The organism is Roseateles sp. (assembly GCF_039595295.1).
Lineage (GTDB): Bacteria > Pseudomonadota > Gammaproteobacteria > Burkholderiales > Burkholderiaceae_C > Roseateles.
The window spans coordinates 76,231-92,759 of sequence record NZ_JBCNLU010000007.1; the positions used below are offsets into that span (position 1 = coordinate 76,231).

The following is a 16,529-nucleotide window of genomic DNA, read 5'->3' on the forward strand; positions in this document are numbered from 1 at the left end:
GCATCAAGGGAGATTCTTCTTGTCCGCGGGGTTCTGAAGGAAAGCATTCAACACCTCTTCAAACAGGGCGAGCTGGTTGGCGTACTGGCTCTGGATCATCGCCTGCGGATCGTTCAGGAACTTGAGCGCGAAGTAGTCCGAGAGCAGGTCCCCCTGCGCCTCCATGTTGTAGTCGCCCAGGGTCTTGCCCGACTTGAGTTCGTAGTCGTAGCCCAGCCCGATGCGGATGGCGCCGCGCAGCCGCACCCAGTAGCCCAGCTGGTGCTGCCAGACGTGCACCATCTCGTGCATGAACCAGTGCTTGTTCCGGTTGTCCTCCTTGGAGAAGTCCTCCTTGAAGTAGTCCGGATTGAAGTACAGCTCGCCGTTGGGCGTCATGGCCGTGTTGTCGGGCTGCAGGCCGAAGGGCAGGTACTCGTCGTTGTGCACGCGCACGTCCGAGTAATCCAGCGAATCCTTGAAGATCAGCCGCGCCATCGCGATCTCGCCGGCGGTGAGCGGGCGGTCCTCGCCTTCGGGCGTGACGGCGGGCACCGCCGGCTTGGCCGGCGTGAAGGGGCGCTGGGCTTGGGCCACGCCGGGCGCCTCCAGCGTCCAGTTCTCGCCCGAGGGCGTGTCCAGGCCCACCGGGCCGGGCCGCGGCGTGGGGCTGAGCAGCGAGGTGCCTTCATCGGACAGCGTCTGGCGCGTGTCCGTGCCGAGCGGCCCCGGAAGAACGGCGTGAGCCATGGGATCCCTCCATCGATGGCGCGACGGGACGGCCCGCCGGCGAAGGGCTCATCCTGCTCGATCAGGGAGTCGCGCGCAAATGACTCTTGGCCAATTGCGTGACCGGCTGTATCCCGCCCGAGGGCTCGGCGGCTCAGCGGCCGGGCAGCCTCAGACCTCGCGATCCTCGAGCGCGTCGCACAGCGCCTCGAGCCCGGCGCGCACGGTCTGCGCGCGCACCGAATGCCGGTCGCCCGGGAAGAGCTCCTTCCACACCCGCACCGGCTGACGGCCGTGCAGCAGCGCCAGCCACACGGTGCCGACCGGCTTGGACGCGCTGCCGCCGCCGGGGCCCGCCACGCCGGTCACCGCCAACGCCCAGTCCACCGGCGCATGCGCGATCAGGCCGCGGGCCATGTGCTCCGCGACCTCGCCGCTGACGGCGCCGTTGAGCGCGATCATCGCGGCGGGCACGCCCAGCAGCTCGGTCTTGGCCTCGTTGCTGTAGCTGACCACGCCGCGCTCGAACCACTGGCTCGATCCGGCCAGCGAGGTGCAGGCCGCGGCGATCAGGCCGCCGGTGCAGGACTCGGCGGTGCCCATGCGTTCCTTGCGCTGGATCAGCGCGAGGGCGATGCGTTCGATCAATTCAGACTCGTCGGGGAACAGCATGGGGCCTCCTGAGGAATGATCAGCCGCCCAGCAGCGGCAACGCGGCCTTGGCGACGGCCAGCACCACGAGCGTACATCCGGCCGCGACCAGATCGTCGAACAGGATGCCGAAGCCTTGCCAGACCGTCACCGGCTTGCCGGGCTCGATCTTGAAGAGACCGTCAGCCCAGCGCACCGGGCCGGGCTTGGCGGCGTCGAAGTAGCGGAACACGCCGAAGGCCGCCAGCTGCCACCAGAAGCCCGCCGGCATCACCAGCCACAGGATCAGCCAGATGGCGACGATCTCGTCCCAGACGACGGCGCCGGGGTCGCAGGTCCGCATGTGGCGCGCGGTCACCGTGCAGGCCCACCAGCCCACGACCAGACTGGCCGCGATCAGCCAGCCCCATTGCAGCGGAGAGAGCCACAGGTTCAGCACCGCGAAGGAGGCCCAGCCCCACAGCGTGCCCACGGTGCCCGGCGCGCGCGGCGCCAGTCCGGAGCCGAAGCCGATGCCGATCCAGTGCGCGGGATGGCGCAGCATGAAGCCCAGCGTGGCGCGGACCGGCGGCAGCGAAATGTCGTCGCTCATCAGAGTCAGGTCTTGAAGTGATCGAAGGCGCTCAGCGCCGTCAGCGCCAGCGGCCGGCCCGCGCCGTCGACGACGCGCAGGCCCGGCTCGGCGTCGATCCGGCCGACGCGGTAGACCGGCGTGCCGGACTCGCGGCCGGCGGCGATGACGCGCTCGCGGTCCTCGGCGCGCGCGGTGAAGACCAGCTCGTAATCGTCGCCGCCGGTGAGCAGACACAGCTGCTGCACATCTTCAGGCTGCGCGCCGAGGATCGCCGATCGCGGCAGGTCCGCCAGCCGCAGCGTCGCGCCCACGCCGGAGCGCTGGAGGACATGGCCGATGTCGCCGATCAGGCCGTCCGACACGTCGATGGCGGCGCTCGCGATGCCGCGCAGCGCGCGCCCGAGCGCGACGCGCGGCTCGGGCATCTCCATGCGCAGGCGTGCCTCGTCGAACTGAGCACCGGGCAGCGACAGCGTGCCGCGGAAGACCTCCAACGCCAGCCGCGCGTCGCCCAGCGTGCCGCTGACCCAGACCTCGTGGCCGGGCCGCGCGCCCGAGCGCAGCAAGGCCTGACCCGTGGGCGTCTCGCCCATCACGGTGATGTTGATGTTGAGCGGCCCGGCGGTCGTGTCGCCGCCGGCCAGCACGATGCCGTGCGCGTCGGCGAGCTCGAACATCCCTTGCGAGAAGCCGGCCAGGAAGGCCTCGTCCACGCGCGGCAGCGCCAGCGACAGGAAGAAGGCGCGCGGCGAGGCGCCGCAGGCGGCCAGGTCGCTCAGGTTCACCGCCAGGGCCTTGTGGCCGAGTCGGCGCGGCGACACGGTGGACAGGAAATGGCGGCCCTCGACCAGCATGTCGGCCGAGACCAGCCACTGGTGGCCGGGCGTCGGCGTCAGCACGGCGCAGTCGTCGCCGATGCCGACGGCCACGGTCCTCGCGCCGGCGCCGGCGTGGCCCAGCTCAGGAATGACGCGCGCGAAATAGCGCGCGATCAGATCGAATTCACCCATGGGCGGCATTGTCGCCGCGCAGCAGGTTGGAGAGTTCGACGGCGGACTTCACGTTCATCTTCTCGAAGACCCTCGCGCGATGGACCTCGACGGTGCGCACGCTGATGTTGAGCTGGTCCGCGATCAGCTTGTTGGGCAGGCCCTGCACCACCAGTTGCATCACTTCACGCTCGCGCTCGGTCAGGTCGCCCACGCGCTGGTCCAGCGCCTTGTGGCTGTCGCGCGCCTCGATCGCGGCGGAGCTCACCGCCAGCGCCTGCTCGACGCGGTCCACCAGCGCGTTGTCCGAGAACGGTTTCTCCACGAAGTCGTAGGCACCGCGCTTGACCGCCGCCACCGCCGTGGGCACGTCGCCGTGGCCGGTCAGGAAGATCACCGGCAGCGTCTGCTGCAGGCCGCGCTCGATGATGCGCTCGAACAGCGCCAGGCCGCTCATGCCGGGCATGCGCACGTCCAGCAGCAGGCAGCTCGGCGCGGACGGCCAGTCCACGCCCCCGCGCGGCAGCGTGTCCAGCATGGACTCGAAGGCCTCGGCGCTGCCGAAGCCCTCCGACAGCAGGCGGCGCGAGCGCAGCAACCAGGCCAGCGCGTCCCGCACCACCTCCTCGTCGTCGACCAGATACACCATGGGCAGGGACTGCGGCTTCATGCGGACGATTCTCCAGAAAGCGTGTTGCTGCCCGACGAACGGGGCGCGCCGGCGCCATCCTCGCACGGCAGGCTGAAACGGAACTCGGTGCCCGTGGGCGACTGAGGCGCGACGCGGCTCTCGAAGTCCATCGCGCCGCCGTGCTGCTCCACCACCGTGCGGCACAGGCTCAGGCCCAGGCCCATGCCCTCGGTGCGGGTGGTGAAGAAGGGCGTGAAGAGCTGGCGCGCGACCTCGGCCGGAATGCCGGGTCCGTGGTCGATGACGGCGAAGCTCAGCCACTTGGGCTGCAGCCGGCGAACGCGCAGGATCAGCGCGCGGTCGGCCAGCGGCGTGGGACCGTCCATCGCCTGGATCGCATTGCGGGTCAGGTTGAGCAGCACCTGCTCCACCATGGTCCGATCGCAGCGCACGCGCGGCAGGCCGCGCGGGATGTCGAGTTCGATGCGGGCGCCGCTCTTGCGCGCCTGCAGCCGCACCAGGGGCAGCACCGCCTCGATCAGCTGGTCAACGGCGGTCCACTCGCGCGCGGCCTCGCGGCGGCGGACGAAGTCGTGCACGCTCTTGATGACGCGGCCGGCGCGCTCGGCCTGCTCGGCGATGCGGGTCACGGCCTGGCGCACCATCGCGGGCGTCTGCGGATCGTCGGCCTCGCGCACCATCAGGTTGATCGACGCCGTCGCGTAGCTGGCGATCGCCGCCAGCGGCTGGTTCAGCTCGTGGCTGAGCAGCGAGGCCATCTCGCCCACCGTCGCCAGACGCGCCGTGGCCTGCAGCCGGTCCTGCTGCTGGCGCGACAGCTCCTCGACCTTGCGCTGCGCGCTCAGGTCCAGCACCGCGCTCATCCAGCCGGTCTGCTGGCCCTCGGCATTGAGCAGCGGCGCCTCGTAGATCATGACGGGGAAGCGCTCGCCGCTGGCGCGCGCGAAGACGGTCTCGAAGCCCTCGCGCGGCGGCAGCCCGGCCTCCCAGCGCGCTTCGCGGTCACGGTGGCGGCGCCAGTACTCGTCGGTGAACTCGGGCGGCCAGTACAGCGGCGGATTCGGCGGCCGGCCGCTGCCCACCAGCTCCTGCGCCGAGTACCCCACCATCGCGCAGAAGGCCGGGTTCACGTAGCTGATGTTGCCGTCCAGATCGCGTGCGCGCAGCCCGGTGATCAGCGAGTTCTCCATCGCCTGGCGGAAGGCCAGGGATTCGGCCAGCGCATGCTCGGCCTCGGCGCGCTTGCGGCCGTCGCGCGCCAGCACGATGACCAGCGCGAACAGCGCCAGCGACAGGCCGATCACCAGCGCCGTCGCCAGATTCGGAATCAGCTGCGGCCGGCCGGTGGCGTTGTCCACCCGCAGCTGCAGGCTCAGGCCGGGCAGGTCCAGCAGGCGCTCGGACAGATAGAAACCGCTGCCACGCGTCAGGCCGGTGCGCGCCAGCCGGGTGCCGTCGCCCTCGACGAAGGACATCTCGAAGCGGCGCGCCTGGTCCTGCGAGATGGATTCCTCCAGCAGCGGCCGCAGGCCCACGGTGGCGACGACGTAGGAGGCGGGCTCGCCCGCCCGCACGCGGGGCAGGCACAGGTCGGTGACCTCCAACCCGTCGCCGCCCGAGCCCGGCACGAAGTACGAGCGCGAGAACAGCGGTGTGCCCTGGCGCAACGCGGCGATGCAGGCGAGCTCGGTCTCCAGCTGCAGCTGATTGCGCGACAGCGTCGAGAACAGGGGCGGCGCGTAGGGCGTGTCGACGGCGCGGACCACCTCGCGGGTGCGGTCGCGCAGCTCGATGCGCAGCAGCACGCGGGTCTGGCGCATCAACGCGGCGGCATTGGTGCGCCACTCGTCGTCCTGGGCCCAGAGCAGGCCTTGCAGCGCCTGCAGGTCGCGGCTCACCAGCTGCTTGCCGCGGGCGGTGACCTCGGCGGCGGCCAGGTCGGAGGCCTCCTGCGCGCGGGCGGCCTCGTGACTCACCGTCAGCGTCAGCAGCAGCGACTGCGCCACCAGCAGCAGGCCCACCAGCGCGCCCCACAGCAGCGCGCGGCGCCAACGGCGCGGCCGCGCGGGCGGGAACGGAGCGGGAACGGCATTCATGGAAGAGCGGGAGCAGGAGCGGCGCGGGAAGCGGCCAGGATCGGCCGGGAACGACCGGAACGGGGCAGGCAGTATGGCGCGGCGCCCCGCCGGGACGATGCGCAGTTTCGCGTATCCCCCGGCCGCGCGGGTGGCCCGCGCCGCGCTCGCGTGAAGGCGCGTGCGCAAGGGGATCCGGCGTGCCCGAGGTCATCCCGAGGAGGCTGGCTCGCATGCGGCATACGCATAGTCCGCAACGTCCGGCGACGGTCGGACTCCTACAATGCCCGACCCGGCTTCCGCCGTGCCGCGAGCCCTTCATCCCCGTGTTGAAGCCCTCGCCGCCAGCGCATCGCCATCGTTGAGAGACAGCCCGGGACCCCCTCGAGAGGTCGCGGCCAACCAGACAGAGCCTCTATGACCACGTCCGAAGAAAAACGCGCGCAACTGCGCCAGGCCGCTCTCGAATATCACGAGTTTCCGACCCCGGGCAAGATCGCGATCGCCGCGACCAAGCAGCTGATCAACCAGCGTGATCTGGCGCTGGCCTACTCCCCCGGCGTCGCCGCCGCCTGCGAAGAGATCGTGGCCGATCCGGCCAACGCCTTCCGCTACACCTCGCGCGGCAATCTGGTCGCCGTGATCTCCAACGGCACCGCCGTGCTGGGCCTGGGCGACATCGGCCCGCTGGCCTCCAAGCCGGTCATGGAGGGCAAGGGCGTCCTGTTCAAGAAATTCGCCGGCATCGACGTCTTCGACCTGGAGATCGACGAGAAGAAGGATCTGGACAAGCTGGTGGACGTGATCGCCGCGCTGGAGCCGACCTTCGGCGGCATCAACCTCGAGGACATCAAGGCGCCGGACTGCTTCTACGTCGAGCGCGAGCTGCGCAAGCGCATGAAGATCCCGGTCTTCCACGACGACCAGCACGGCACCGCCATCGTCGTGGCCGCCGGCCTGCTCAACGGCCTGAAGGTCGCGGGCAAGGACATCCGCTCGGTCAAGCTGGTGACCTCGGGCGCGGGCGCCGCAGCGCTGGCCTGCCTGAACCTGCTGGTCAAGCTGGGGCTGCCCAAGTCCAACATCTGGGTGACCGACCTGGCCGGCGTGGTCTACGAGGGCCGCACCGAGCTGATGGATCCGGACAAGGCCGCGTACGCGCAGCCCACCGAGCTGCGCAGCCTGCGCGAGGTGATCAACGGCGCGGACATCTTCCTGGGCCTGTCGGCGGGCGGGGTGCTCAAGCAGGACATGGTCGCGACCATGGCCGCCCATCCCATCATCTTCGCCCTGGCCAATCCGAATCCGGAAATCCAGCCCGAGGACGTGCACGCCATCCGCGACGACGCGCTGATGGCCACCGGCCGGACGGACTACCCGAACCAGGTCAACAACGTCCTGTGCTTCCCTTACATCTTCCGCGGCGCGCTGGACTGCGGCGCCACGACCATCAATGACGAGATGGAGATCGCCGCGGTGCACGCCATCGCCGAGCTGGCGCAGGCCGAGCAGAGCGAAGTGGTCGCCGCCGCCTACGCCGGCGCCAACCTGAGCTTCGGACCCGAGTACCTGATCCCCAAGCCCTTCGACCCGCGCCTGATGATGAAGATCGCGCCGGCGGTGGCGCTGGCGGCGGAGGCCTCGGGCGTGGCGCTGCGTCCGATCCAGGACATGCCGGCCTATCTGGAGAAGCTGCAGAGCTTCGTCTACGCCTCCGGCACGACGATGAAGCCCATCTTCCAGATCGCCAAGCGCGCGCTGCACAAGCGCGTCGCCTATGCCGAGGGCGAGGAAGAGCGCGTGCTGCGCGCGGTGCAGATCGTGGTCGACGAGGGCGTCGCCCGCCCCACCCTGATCGGCCGCCCGCAAGTCATCGCCCAGCGCTGCGAGCGCTTCGGCCTGCGCCTGCAGGAAGGTCGCGACTACGACGTCGTGAACACCGAGTTCGACCAGCGCTACCGCGACTACTGGCAGACCTATCTGGCCATGACCGAGCGCAAGGGCGTGACCCAGCAGCTGGCCAAGATCGAGATGCGCCGCCGCCTGACGCTCATCAGCTCCATGCTGCTGCACAAGGGCGAAGTGGACGGGATGCTCTGCGGCACCTGGGGCAACACCGCGATGCACCTGCAGTACATCGACCAGGTCATCGGCAAGCGCCCCGGCGTCAAGAACTTCGCCTGCATGAACGGGCTGATCCTGCCGGGTCGCCAGGTCATGCTGGTCGACACCCACGTCAACTACGACCCCAACGCCGAGCAACTGGCCGAGATCACCATCATGGCCGCCGAGGAAATGATGCGCTTCGGCCTGCGCCCCAAGGCAGCGCTGCTGTCGCACAGCAACTTCGGATCGAGCAACTGCCCGTCCGCGGTCAAGATGCGCGACGCGCTGGCGCTGATCCGCGACACGGCCCCCTGGCTGGAAGTCGACGGCGAGATGCACGGCGACACCGCGCTGGATCCCAACCTGCGCGCTCAGCTGATGCCCAACAGCACCCTGTCCGGCGAAGCCAACCTGCTGGTGATGCCCAACATCGACGCGGCCAACATCAGCTACAACCTGCTGAAGACGGCGGCCGGCGGCGGCATCGCCATCGGTCCGGTCCTGCTGGGCGCGGCCAAGCCGGTGCACGTGCTGACGGCCTCGGCCACGGTGCGACGCATCGTCAACATGACCGCGTTGACGGTCGCGGACGCCAACGCCGCGCGCTGATCCCGGGCCGATCGGCCTGATCGCGGGCCTCGCCAAACGCCCTCGCTCCCGCCCGGACGAGGGCGTTTCTGCGCGTACACTCGCCGATTCGGGCGCCCAATGCCCGACCCCCGCTTACGCCTATAGAAAAAGTTTGTAGTGGCTCACCAGTGGATTTCCGCCTGATGATCGCTCCAGTTTAATAGGCTCACAGTGAATGTGTGCACATGCTAACAATGCCGCATTTTTGAGCATTGTGGCAGACCCCGGCTTGAGCATTCGGGGCCGTTTCTGTACCATCTTGGCTTCAGGATTCAGGGTTAACCCGTGCTTTCACGGGCCGCTCCGTCCTCACACGGTGAGGATCCAGCCCCCCGCGACACCCGTTCCGAGCCGCCCCGACCGCAGGTCGTCCGCTCGACGAGCTCTGAATCCCGAGGCTTGAATCGACACCGACGACCACGATCTGATTCGCTTGCGCGGTCGGACCCGTGAACCGGCGGCGCCACCGTATCTGTGACCATCAAGGAGGAACGCGACCATGCTTTTGCAGACAGTCCGTCCCAACATCGTGCAGGCGATCAGAGCCTACCGGGTAGAGGACTTGATGCAGGCCGCTCAGGATGCCGGCCAGCATTTCCTGTACGCCAACCTGTCATCGGCGGAGACGAAACAGGACGTGTTGGAATTGCTCGCCAGCAGCTTCCTGTTCCCGGCGCATTTCGGGAAAAGCATGGACGCGCTGTTTGACTGCATGACCGACTTGGTCCACAAGTCGGGCGCGCAGCCGGGCTTCGTCGTCGTGCTGGACCAGATCCCCGACCATGCCCGCTTCGACCGCGAGGCGCGCGAGCAGCTGCTCGACGTCTTCCGCGAGGCCGCCGATTTCTGGGGCGAGCGGAAGATCTCATTCAGGTGCTTCTATTCTTTTCAGTAGCCCGCTCTCAGGACCAAGCGTCCTGGGAGCGGGCGACTGAAGTGACCCCCGAAGCGAAGCCGGTGATCAAGAGCACCAAAGCGAATCCGAACCCCAACTTCGGCATGAACATGCCGATGATGTGCAGCGCGTTCGACACCTCAATGTGGCTCAGCGCCGCCTGAGGATCTCCTGAGGATCGCGACCGGTTCTCTCGTTGAGAAGAGAAAAGGCCTTCCGGAAACGGAAGGCCTTTTTGCTGGGCGTTTGCTGTCGCAAGAAGCTCAGAGCGCCTGAGCCAGCGCCACGAATTCCTCGACCGGCACTTCCTCGGCGCGACGCTGCAGGTCGAACTGGCCCTGGAAGCCGCGAGCCTCCAGCCAGCGCCCCAGCGAATGCCGCAGCAGCTTGCGGCGCTGCGAGAAGGCCGACTGAACCATTTCGCTGAACAGCGCTTCGTCGAGCTGGGGCGGATCGCGACGCGGGACCATGCGCACGATGGCCGAGTCCACCCGAGGGGGTGGATCGAAAGCCTCGGGCGGCACGTCGAACAGCGCCTCCACGTCGTAGCGCCATTGCAGCATCACGCTGAGGCGACCGTACTCCTTGCCGCCGGGGCCGGCCGCCATGCGGTCGACGACTTCCTTCTGCAGCATGAAGGTCTGGTCGACGACATGGTCGACGAAGCCCAGCAGGTGGAAAAGGATCGGAGACGAGATGTTGTAGGGCAGATTGCCCACGACCTTGAGCTTGCGGCCGCGCTCTGCGGCCAGCGCCGCGAAGTCGACCTTCAGCACGTCGGATTCGACCACCGTGACGTCGCCGCGCTTGCGCATGCGGGCCGCCAGGTCGCGATCCAGCTCGATCACCGTCAGCGGCTGGCTGGACGCCGGAAGCCGCTGCAGCAGCGGCAGCGTCATCGCGCCCAGACCGGGCCCGATCTCCACCATGGACTGGTCTTCACCGGGCGCGATCGCGTCGATGATCCCGTCGATGATGACCTTGTCGGTCAGGAAATGCTGGCCAAAGCGCTTGCGCGCGACGTGTCCCATGTGTACTGCCCGGTCCGCGTGATCAGTCCAGCCACTCGCGGGTCTCGATGAAGGCGCGCGCGCGCAGTTCCTTCATCCACTCGTTGTAGGCCTCGTCGTACTTGCGCTCGCGCAGGGCGCTGCGCGCCTGCTCGCGCAGCTGCTTGGTGTCCAGCACCACATCGCGGCGCTCCAGCACCTGGATCAGATGGATGCCGAAACGCGACGGGACCGGATTCGAGATGCCCTTGAGCGGGAGCGCGTCCATCGCCTCCTCGAACTCCGGCACGAAGCCGCCCGGCGACACCCAGCCCAGATCGCCACCCTCTTGGGCGCTGCCATCCTCGGAGTTCAGACGGGCCAGTTGCTCGAAGCTGGCGCGGCCGGCTTCGATCTGGCGCTTGAACTCGCTCAGGCGGCGGGCGGCCTGCTCGGGGCTCAGCTGCTCGGAGGGGCGCAGCAGGATGTGGCGGGCGTGGGTCTGCACGACCACGTTGATCGAGGCCGTGCCGGTCTCGCGGTCCAGCAGCTTCATGATGTGGAAGCCGGCCGCGCTGCGCAGCAGCTCGGGACGCAGCTCCCCCTTCTTCAGGCCCTTGACCGCCTCGACGAAGACGTCCGGCAGCTTGTCGGCCGAGCGCAGGCCGATCTCGCCGCCGCGGTCCTTGTTGGCGTCCTCGGAGAACTCCTTGGCGACCTTGGCGAAGTCCTCGCCCGCCTTGACGCGGGCCAGGGCGGCCTCGGCGCGGGCGCGGCGTTCGGCTTCCAGCACCGGACCGGCGCCTTCGGCCACCGGCACCAGGATCTGGGCGATGTTGAGCTGCTCGCGGCCCTGCAGCGCCGCCTTGCGGTCGTCCAGGTACTTGTCGATGTCGCCGTCGGTGATGCGGATGCGGTTCTGCACTTCGCGCTCGCGCACCCGCTCGCTCAGCATCTGGTCGCGCAGGTTCTCGCGGAAGCGCTTGAAGTCGATGCCGTCGGCGGCCAAGCGCTTGCGCAGTTCGTCCATCGTCAGCTTGTTCTGCGTCGCGACGTTGGCCACCACGCGATCGAGCTCGGGCTCGTCCACGCGCGGGCCGTTCTCACGCGCCCAGGTGACGATGGCGCGCTCGTCGATCAGGCTGTCCAGCGCCTGCTTGTGCAGCAGCTCGTTGGTGACGTTCTCGCCGCGGCGGCGGGCCTCGTCACGCATGCGCTCGGTGCGCTGGATGACTTCCGAGGCGGCCACGATGTCGGAGTTGACCACCGCGGCGATGTAGTCGCCGGGCTTGAGCTGGCGCTGCTCGACGGCCGGACGCGCGGGCTGCGCGGGCGCGGACGCCGCCGGCTTGGCCGCAGCGGCCGCCGCGGCGGCGGCTGCCGTCTGCGCTCGGGACACCGTGCCGGCCAGGGCCGCGGACAAGAGGATCAGGGTGGCCGCCACCGGCTTGAGATGTCGCATCGAACGCAATTCAGTCATATGTGCCAAAAGCCGAGCGCTCGGAGCTCAGCGAACGGTAACCCGGAATATTGTCTCTCAACACTTTCAGGGCGTTGGATCCGAGCGGGGACAGGCCGACCAGCTCCAGCTGGAGGATCAGACGGGTGTTGGTCTCGGCGCGACCGGTGGCCTGGCGTTCCGCGCCGATGCGCAGGATCCAGCAGCCGGAGTCGTACTCGGCGCCGATGACCGAATCGGTGAAGCGCTTGTCGCGCATGCTGTACTGCAGCCGGCCCGCGCCGTACCAGGCGCCGGCGCAGCCCGCGCCGCCGCTGATGGCCTTGCGGTCCGGGCCGAACAGCGGCCATTGCCAGGCCAGCTCGACCTGCTCGCTCTGCCCGCGCGCGAGGCGATACGAAGCGCTCACCGTCCGGAACGGGCCGGGCGAGTAACGCAGGCGCAGCACGGTCCGCTCGACGGTGCCGTCGGACGAGTTCAGCTGCAGCGTGCTGTCGGTCCACCAGGCCTGGTTCAAGTGCGCCGAGGCCAGCAGCACCACGTCCGAGAGCCGGTGCGTCTGCGGGGTGCCGTCCGGCGTGATGCGCTGGTTGCGCAGCAGGTAGCGCTGGACCATGCCCAGGCGCAGCTGTTCCTCGCCGCGCTCGTCCTCGATCCAGCGCGTGGTCGCGCCGAAGGCGATCATGTGCGCGTCGCTGACGCGGTCCACGCCGGAGAACTGGTTCTCCGCGAAGACCGAATCGAAGTTGTAGTCGCGCGGCGCCGAATCGAAATTGGGCATCGCGCTCTGGTCGCGGAAGGGCGTGTTGACGTAGAGCACGCGCGGCTCCAGCGTCTGGCGCATGGCCTGCCCGAAGAGCGTGGTGTTGCGCTCCAGGATCCAGCCGTGGTCGATGCTGAAAGTCGGGATGGAGCGCGAGATCGAGCGCCGGCCCGACGCGTCCAGCGGCTCGTCGACCTTGTAGCTGGCCGAGTTCAGCGAGAGCTTGGGAATCAGCCACCAGGCCGCGCCGCTCATGGGCAGGCTGACGTGGCCCAGCAGGTGGACGCGTTCGCCGGTTTGCGTCTGCGTGCCCAGCTTGCCGCCGGGCAGGTCGAAGCGGTTGTACTCGACCTCGACGCCGCCCTCCAGCCGCGCGCGGCGGCCGGTCGGGAGATAGCCGGCCAGGACCGACTCGTCCGCGCCGGTCTGCAGCCGCATGCCGATCTGCGGGGAGCGCTGGTACGGGGCCAGGAACTGGTCCTGCGTCTCCTGCACCTGCAGCGGCTGCCAGTGCTGGACGCGGGCGTAGGTCTGCAGGTCGCCCCAGTTGAAATTGAAGTCGCGCTGGGTGCGCAGGTCCGTCGACAGCAGGCGCGGCGTCTGGCTGTCCATGCGGTTGCGCATGTCCTTCCAGTAGTCGTTGTCGGACACGCGCTCGGTGTTGACGTCGTAGCGCCAGTCGGGCGTGATGTCGCCGCTGTTCTTCAGCCGCAGATCCCAGCGCGAGCGCCCCGTCACCCGGTCGTGCGGCAGCAGCGCGTAGCTGACCGTGCCGCGGTGGCCGGGCTCCAGATAGCGGAACTCGCTGTCCACGCCCGCGCCGCGGCGGGTCATGATGAAGGGGCTGATGGTCGCGTCGCGGTTGGGCGCGATGCTCCAGTAGAACGGTTGGCCGTACTCGAAGCCGCTGCGGTTGTCGACGTTGACGTTGGGCGGAAGGAAGCCGGACTTGGGCTGATCGCCCAGCGGGAAGCTCAGCGAGGGGGCAGCCAGGATGGGCACGCCCAGGAAGCGCACCACCGCGTTCGTGGCGACGCCCTCGCCGGTGTCGAAGTCCAGCTTAAGGCTGCTGGTGACCAGTTCCCAATCGCGCTTGCGCTCGCCTGCTTCCGACACCGGGCAGGTCGAGTACGTGGCGTCGTCGGCCCGCATGCGCTGGTCGCCGAGGAAGTGCAGCGCCTTGGCACTGCCGCTACCGCCGGTGGTCGCGAAGAAATACGTGGGGCTCTCGAGCTGGCCCTCGAAGCGGTCGACGAAGAGCTCCAGCTTGGGACCGCGCAGCACGGCGCCGTTCTGGTGGAGCTCGACATCGCCCTCGGCGGTGGCGAGGTCGCGCGGGTAGTCGTAGTTCAGCGTCTTGGACTTCAGCAGCATGTTGCCGTAGCGCAGCTGCACGTCCCCCTCGGCGGTGGACGTCTGGTCAAGGATGCTGGTGATGCGGTCGGCGCTGAGCGCCATGGCCGGGCGGGTGCCCTCGCGGCGGGCCTGGTGCAGCTGCTTGGCAGGCTTGAGCACCAGCGGCTCGCCGGAAGTCTCCTGCGCCTGCGCCGCGAAAGCGGGCAGCGCGACCGCGAGCGCGGCGGTCAGGGTCAGCGGACGGGGGCGGGGAACCGGGTGGCGCATCAGGCGGGCAGCGTCGTCAGAAGTCAGGCGGCCGCGCGTGGATCGCGCCGCGCTGCCCGGGGTTTGTAGAATCATTATCCACGAGGCTCGCACGCCGGCAGGACCGTCGACTCCGCCTCGTCCACCATTCCCCGGGGCCGCTCCAGCAGCGGCCCTTGTGCTTCTCCGCCCCGCGCCCGATGACGACCGCTCCCGCTCCGCATGCCGCTCCGGCGCTCTGGCCCGATATCGATCGCGCCGCCCGCTTCGACCACTGGCTGGCCCCGCTGGTGGCGCCCCACGGTCTGCGCCCCGAAACGCTGAGCGCCGCCAGCAGCGACGCCGGCTTCCGGCGCTACCTGCGCATCGCCTGCGCGGACGGCCGCAGCCTGATCGTGATGGACGATCCGGCCCAGCCGAACCAGCTGACGCCCTTCGTCAAGGTCGGCGCGCTGATGGCCGGCTGCGGTCTGCATGTGCCGGCACTGCTGGCGCACGACGCCGCGTCGGGATTCGCGCTGATGGAGGACCTGGGCGAGCAGTCCTATCTGGACACCCTGCTGCGCGCGCAGCGCGACGGCGACCTGGCCGCGGCCAATACGCTGATGCGCGACGCCACCGAATCGCTGCTGCGCTGGCAGACCTGCCCGGCGGCGCGTGCCGAGGGCGCGCTCCCGCCCTTCGACGAGGCCTTCGTGCGCCGGGAGCTGCAGATCTTCGTGGACTGGTGCGTCCAGGCCCACCACGGCAAGCAGTGGGACGAGAAGCAGCGCGGCTACTGGGACCGCACGGTGACGCTGCTGGCGGCCAACATCGCCGCGCAGCCGCGGGTGCCCATGCATCGCGACTACATGCCGCGCAATCTGCTGGTCGTCCCGCAAGGTGTGGCCGGCGGGAATCCGGGCGTCATCGACTTCCAGGATGCGGTGATGGGCCCCATCACCTACGACATCGCCTCGCTGCTGCGGGACGCCTTCATTTCCTGGGACGAAGCGGAAGAGCTGGACTGGGCGGTGCGCTACTGGGAGGGCGCGCGCAAGGCGGGCCTGTTCGGCATGGATCCGGCCGACCCCAGCGGCGAGGACCCGCACGAGATGGCGCTGGACTTCGGCCTGTTCTGGCGTCGGCTGGAATGGACGGTGCTGCAGCGGCAGCTCAAGATCCTGGGCATCTTCTGCCGGCTCAAGCACCGGGACGGCAAGCCCCAGTACGCCGAGGACCTGCCGCGCTTCTACGCCTACGTGGTGAAGACGGCGACGCGCTACGTCGAGCTGTCGCCGCTGCTGCGCCTGATCGAGGATCTGCAGCCCCAGTTCCTCCAAACCGGCTTCACGTTGAGGTAAGCGGCGCATACGGCACGCTGGCGTCTTTCGCGTCCTTGGCGACTTGCGCGGCCAGCAGGTCCTGCGCCGCGCGATAGCTCGGGCAGCCGGCAGCGGCCAGCCAGGGGTCCTCGTCCTTGCCGCCGAAGATCTCCAGCAGGAAATCCATGAAGGCGCGGGTGCGCGCCGGGACGAACTTGCGCGTCGGCATCGCCGCCCAGAGCGAGTAGCTGTAGATGCGCCACTGCGACAGCACGCGTTCCAGCGCCCCTTCCATCAGCGCGTCGCCGACGACGAAGGACGGGAGCCCCGCGATGCCCAGCCCGTGCAGGGCGCAAGCGTATTTCGTGTCGGTCGAGGTGGTGGTCATCACCGGCCGGGACGGGATGGCGAAGAAGCTCTCCGCCGTGAGCCCGTCGGCGCCGCAGCGCTCGAAGGTCACGCCCCGCGACAGCTCGTGGATGGGCGGCAGCATCAGGTCGTGCTGCTTGAGCTCCGACGGATGCTGCGGGCGGCCGCGCCGCGCCAGGTACTCGGGCGCCGCGCACATGATGACCTCGGTGCGCGCCAGCTTGCGGGCGATGAAGTCGCCCTGCAGCGGGCTGCGCGTGGAGATGACGGTGATGTCGAAGCTCTCGTCCAGCGTGTCCACCGGGCCGGGCGCGACCAGCTCCACGCTGACCAGCGGATACATCGCATGGAAGCGCACCATGTGGCGCGCCAGCTGGTGGATGGCGATGGCCGGGGGAATCAGCACACGCAGGCTGCCGCGCGGCTCGTTGGTCGCCGCGGAGGCCAGGGCCTCGGCTTCCTCGATGTCGCTGAGGATGCGGCGGCAGCGCTCCAGATAGGACTCGCCCACATCGGTCAGCGAGAGCCGGCGCGTCGTGCGGTTGATCAATCGGGCGCCGAGATGTTCCTCCAGATCCGCCACCAGCCGCGTCACCACGGCCGGCGCCAGATCCAGGGCCCGCGCGGCGCCGGCGAGGCTGCCCTCGTCGATCACGCGGGTGAAGACCCGCATCGCCTTGACCTGATCCATCCCGTCTCCTCCGGGCGGGTGCCGCGGGACCAGGTCCCGCGAGCCAAGCCGCCTCTGTATGACTTCGCGATG

The 16,529-nt window shown here is 69.2% G+C and carries 13 protein-coding genes; 3 read left to right on the forward strand and 10 right to left on the reverse strand.

Annotated elements, in window-relative coordinates:
• Window positions 1-3 precede the first annotated feature (3 nt).
• From ABDW59_RS07570 to ABDW59_RS07595, 6 genes are all read right to left on the reverse strand, one after another.
• Window positions 4-729: a hypothetical protein gene (locus ABDW59_RS07570; RefSeq protein ID WP_343628987.1), complete on the reverse strand. Its 726-nt coding sequence runs from the start codon at window positions 727-729 to the stop codon at window positions 4-6.
• A gap of 150 nt (window positions 730-879) precedes the next feature.
• Window positions 880-1,380 carry a CinA family protein gene (locus ABDW59_RS07575; protein ID WP_343628988.1) on the reverse strand — a complete coding sequence of 167 codons (501 nt, stop codon included), beginning with the start codon at window positions 1,378-1,380 and terminating at the stop codon, window positions 880-882.
• Window positions 1,381-1,399: 19 nt separating this feature from the next.
• Window positions 1,400-1,951: a phosphatidylglycerophosphatase A gene (locus ABDW59_RS07580; RefSeq protein ID WP_343628989.1), complete on the reverse strand. Its 552-nt coding sequence runs from the start codon at window positions 1,949-1,951 to the stop codon at window positions 1,400-1,402.
• Between the two features lie 5 nt (window positions 1,952-1,956).
• Window positions 1,957-2,943, reverse strand: coding sequence for a thiamine-phosphate kinase (gene thiL, locus ABDW59_RS07585; RefSeq protein WP_343628990.1), 987 nt, complete (start codon window positions 2,941-2,943; stop codon window positions 1,957-1,959).
• On the reverse strand, window positions 2,936-3,592 hold the full coding sequence (locus ABDW59_RS07590; protein WP_343628991.1) for a response regulator: 657 nt from the start codon (window positions 3,590-3,592) through the stop codon (window positions 2,936-2,938). The genes thiL and ABDW59_RS07590 overlap by 8 nt, the downstream gene beginning before the upstream one ends.
• Window positions 3,589-5,670, reverse strand: a complete 2,082-nt coding sequence (locus ABDW59_RS07595; protein WP_343628992.1) for an ATP-binding protein — start codon at window positions 5,668-5,670, stop codon at window positions 3,589-3,591. The genes ABDW59_RS07590 and ABDW59_RS07595 overlap by 4 nt, the downstream gene beginning before the upstream one ends.
• A 336-nt stretch (window positions 5,671-6,006) precedes the next feature.
• On the opposite strand from ABDW59_RS07595, the gene ABDW59_RS07600 reads away from it, so the two are divergent.
• A complete protein-coding gene (locus ABDW59_RS07600; RefSeq protein WP_343629121.1) occupies window positions 6,007-8,364 on the forward strand; it encodes an NADP-dependent malic enzyme in 2,358 nt (785 codons plus the stop codon).
• Between the two features lie 520 nt (window positions 8,365-8,884).
• The gene (locus tag ABDW59_RS07605; RefSeq protein WP_343628993.1) at window positions 8,885-9,280 is read left to right on the forward strand and encodes a barstar family protein; all 396 of its coding nucleotides are present in this window, start codon (window positions 8,885-8,887) and stop codon (window positions 9,278-9,280) included.
• Between the two features lie 263 nt (window positions 9,281-9,543).
• Here the strand turns inward: ABDW59_RS07605 and rsmA are convergent, their stop codons facing one another.
• From rsmA to lptD, 3 genes are read right to left on the reverse strand one after another with little or no spacing between them, the layout of a single operon-like run.
• Window positions 9,544-10,311, reverse strand: a complete 768-nt coding sequence (gene rsmA, locus ABDW59_RS07610) for a 16S rRNA (adenine(1518)-N(6)/adenine(1519)-N(6))-dimethyltransferase RsmA (RefSeq protein ID WP_343628994.1) — start codon at window positions 10,309-10,311, stop codon at window positions 9,544-9,546.
• Window positions 10,312-10,333: 22 nt separating this feature from the next.
• Window positions 10,334-11,731, reverse strand: a complete 1,398-nt coding sequence (locus tag ABDW59_RS07615; protein WP_343628995.1) for a peptidylprolyl isomerase — start codon at window positions 11,729-11,731, stop codon at window positions 10,334-10,336.
• Window positions 11,732-11,741: 10 nt separating this feature from the next.
• Complete coding sequence (lptD, locus tag ABDW59_RS07620; protein ID WP_343628996.1) at window positions 11,742-14,114, reverse strand: LPS assembly protein LptD; 2,373 nt, start codon at window positions 14,112-14,114, stop codon at window positions 11,742-11,744.
• A gap of 179 nt (window positions 14,115-14,293) precedes the next feature.
• Between lptD and ABDW59_RS07625 the strand changes: the two genes are divergently transcribed.
• Window positions 14,294-15,436 (forward strand): phosphotransferase, encoded by a 1,143-nt coding sequence (locus ABDW59_RS07625; protein ID WP_343628997.1) that lies wholly within the window; start codon window positions 14,294-14,296, stop codon window positions 15,434-15,436.
• Here the strand turns inward: ABDW59_RS07625 and ABDW59_RS07630 are convergent.
• On the reverse strand, window positions 15,423-16,457 hold the full coding sequence (locus ABDW59_RS07630) for a LysR family transcriptional regulator (protein WP_343628998.1): 1,035 nt from the start codon (window positions 16,455-16,457) through the stop codon (window positions 15,423-15,425). The genes ABDW59_RS07625 and ABDW59_RS07630 overlap by 14 nt on opposite strands.
• Between the last annotated feature and the right edge of the window lie 72 nt (window positions 16,458-16,529).

Coding starts and splice junctions, on each gene's coding strand:
- ABDW59_RS07595 (WP_343628992.1), bottom strand. CDS start 5,670: ATGAATGCCGTTCCCGCTCCGTTCCCGCCCGCGCGGCCGCGCCGTTGG.
- ABDW59_RS07580 (WP_343628989.1), bottom strand. CDS start 1,951: ATGAGCGACGACATTTCGCTGCCGCCGGTCCGCGCCACGCTGGGCTTC.
- ABDW59_RS07575 (WP_343628988.1), bottom strand. CDS start 1,380: ATGCTGTTCCCCGACGAGTCTGAATTGATCGAACGCATCGCCCTCGCG.
- ABDW59_RS07570 (WP_343628987.1), bottom strand. CDS start 729: ATGGCTCACGCCGTTCTTCCGGGGCCGCTCGGCACGGACACGCGCCAG.
- thiL (WP_343628990.1), bottom strand. CDS start 2,943: ATGGGTGAATTCGATCTGATCGCGCGCTATTTCGCGCGCGTCATTCCT.
- ABDW59_RS07630 (WP_343628998.1), bottom strand. CDS start 16,457: ATGGATCAGGTCAAGGCGATGCGGGTCTTCACCCGCGTGATCGACGAG.
- ABDW59_RS07625 (WP_343628997.1), top strand. CDS start 14,294: ATGACGACCGCTCCCGCTCCGCATGCCGCTCCGGCGCTCTGGCCCGAT.
- ABDW59_RS07615 (WP_343628995.1), bottom strand. CDS start 11,731: ATGCGACATCTCAAGCCGGTGGCGGCCACCCTGATCCTCTTGTCCGCG.
- ABDW59_RS07590 (WP_343628991.1), bottom strand. CDS start 3,592: ATGAAGCCGCAGTCCCTGCCCATGGTGTATCTGGTCGACGACGAGGAG.
- rsmA (WP_343628994.1), bottom strand. CDS start 10,311: ATGGGACACGTCGCGCGCAAGCGCTTTGGCCAGCATTTCCTGACCGAC.
- lptD (WP_343628996.1), bottom strand. CDS start 14,114: ATGCGCCACCCGGTTCCCCGCCCCCGTCCGCTGACCCTGACCGCCGCG.
- ABDW59_RS07605 (WP_343628993.1), top strand. CDS start 8,885: ATGCTTTTGCAGACAGTCCGTCCCAACATCGTGCAGGCGATCAGAGCC.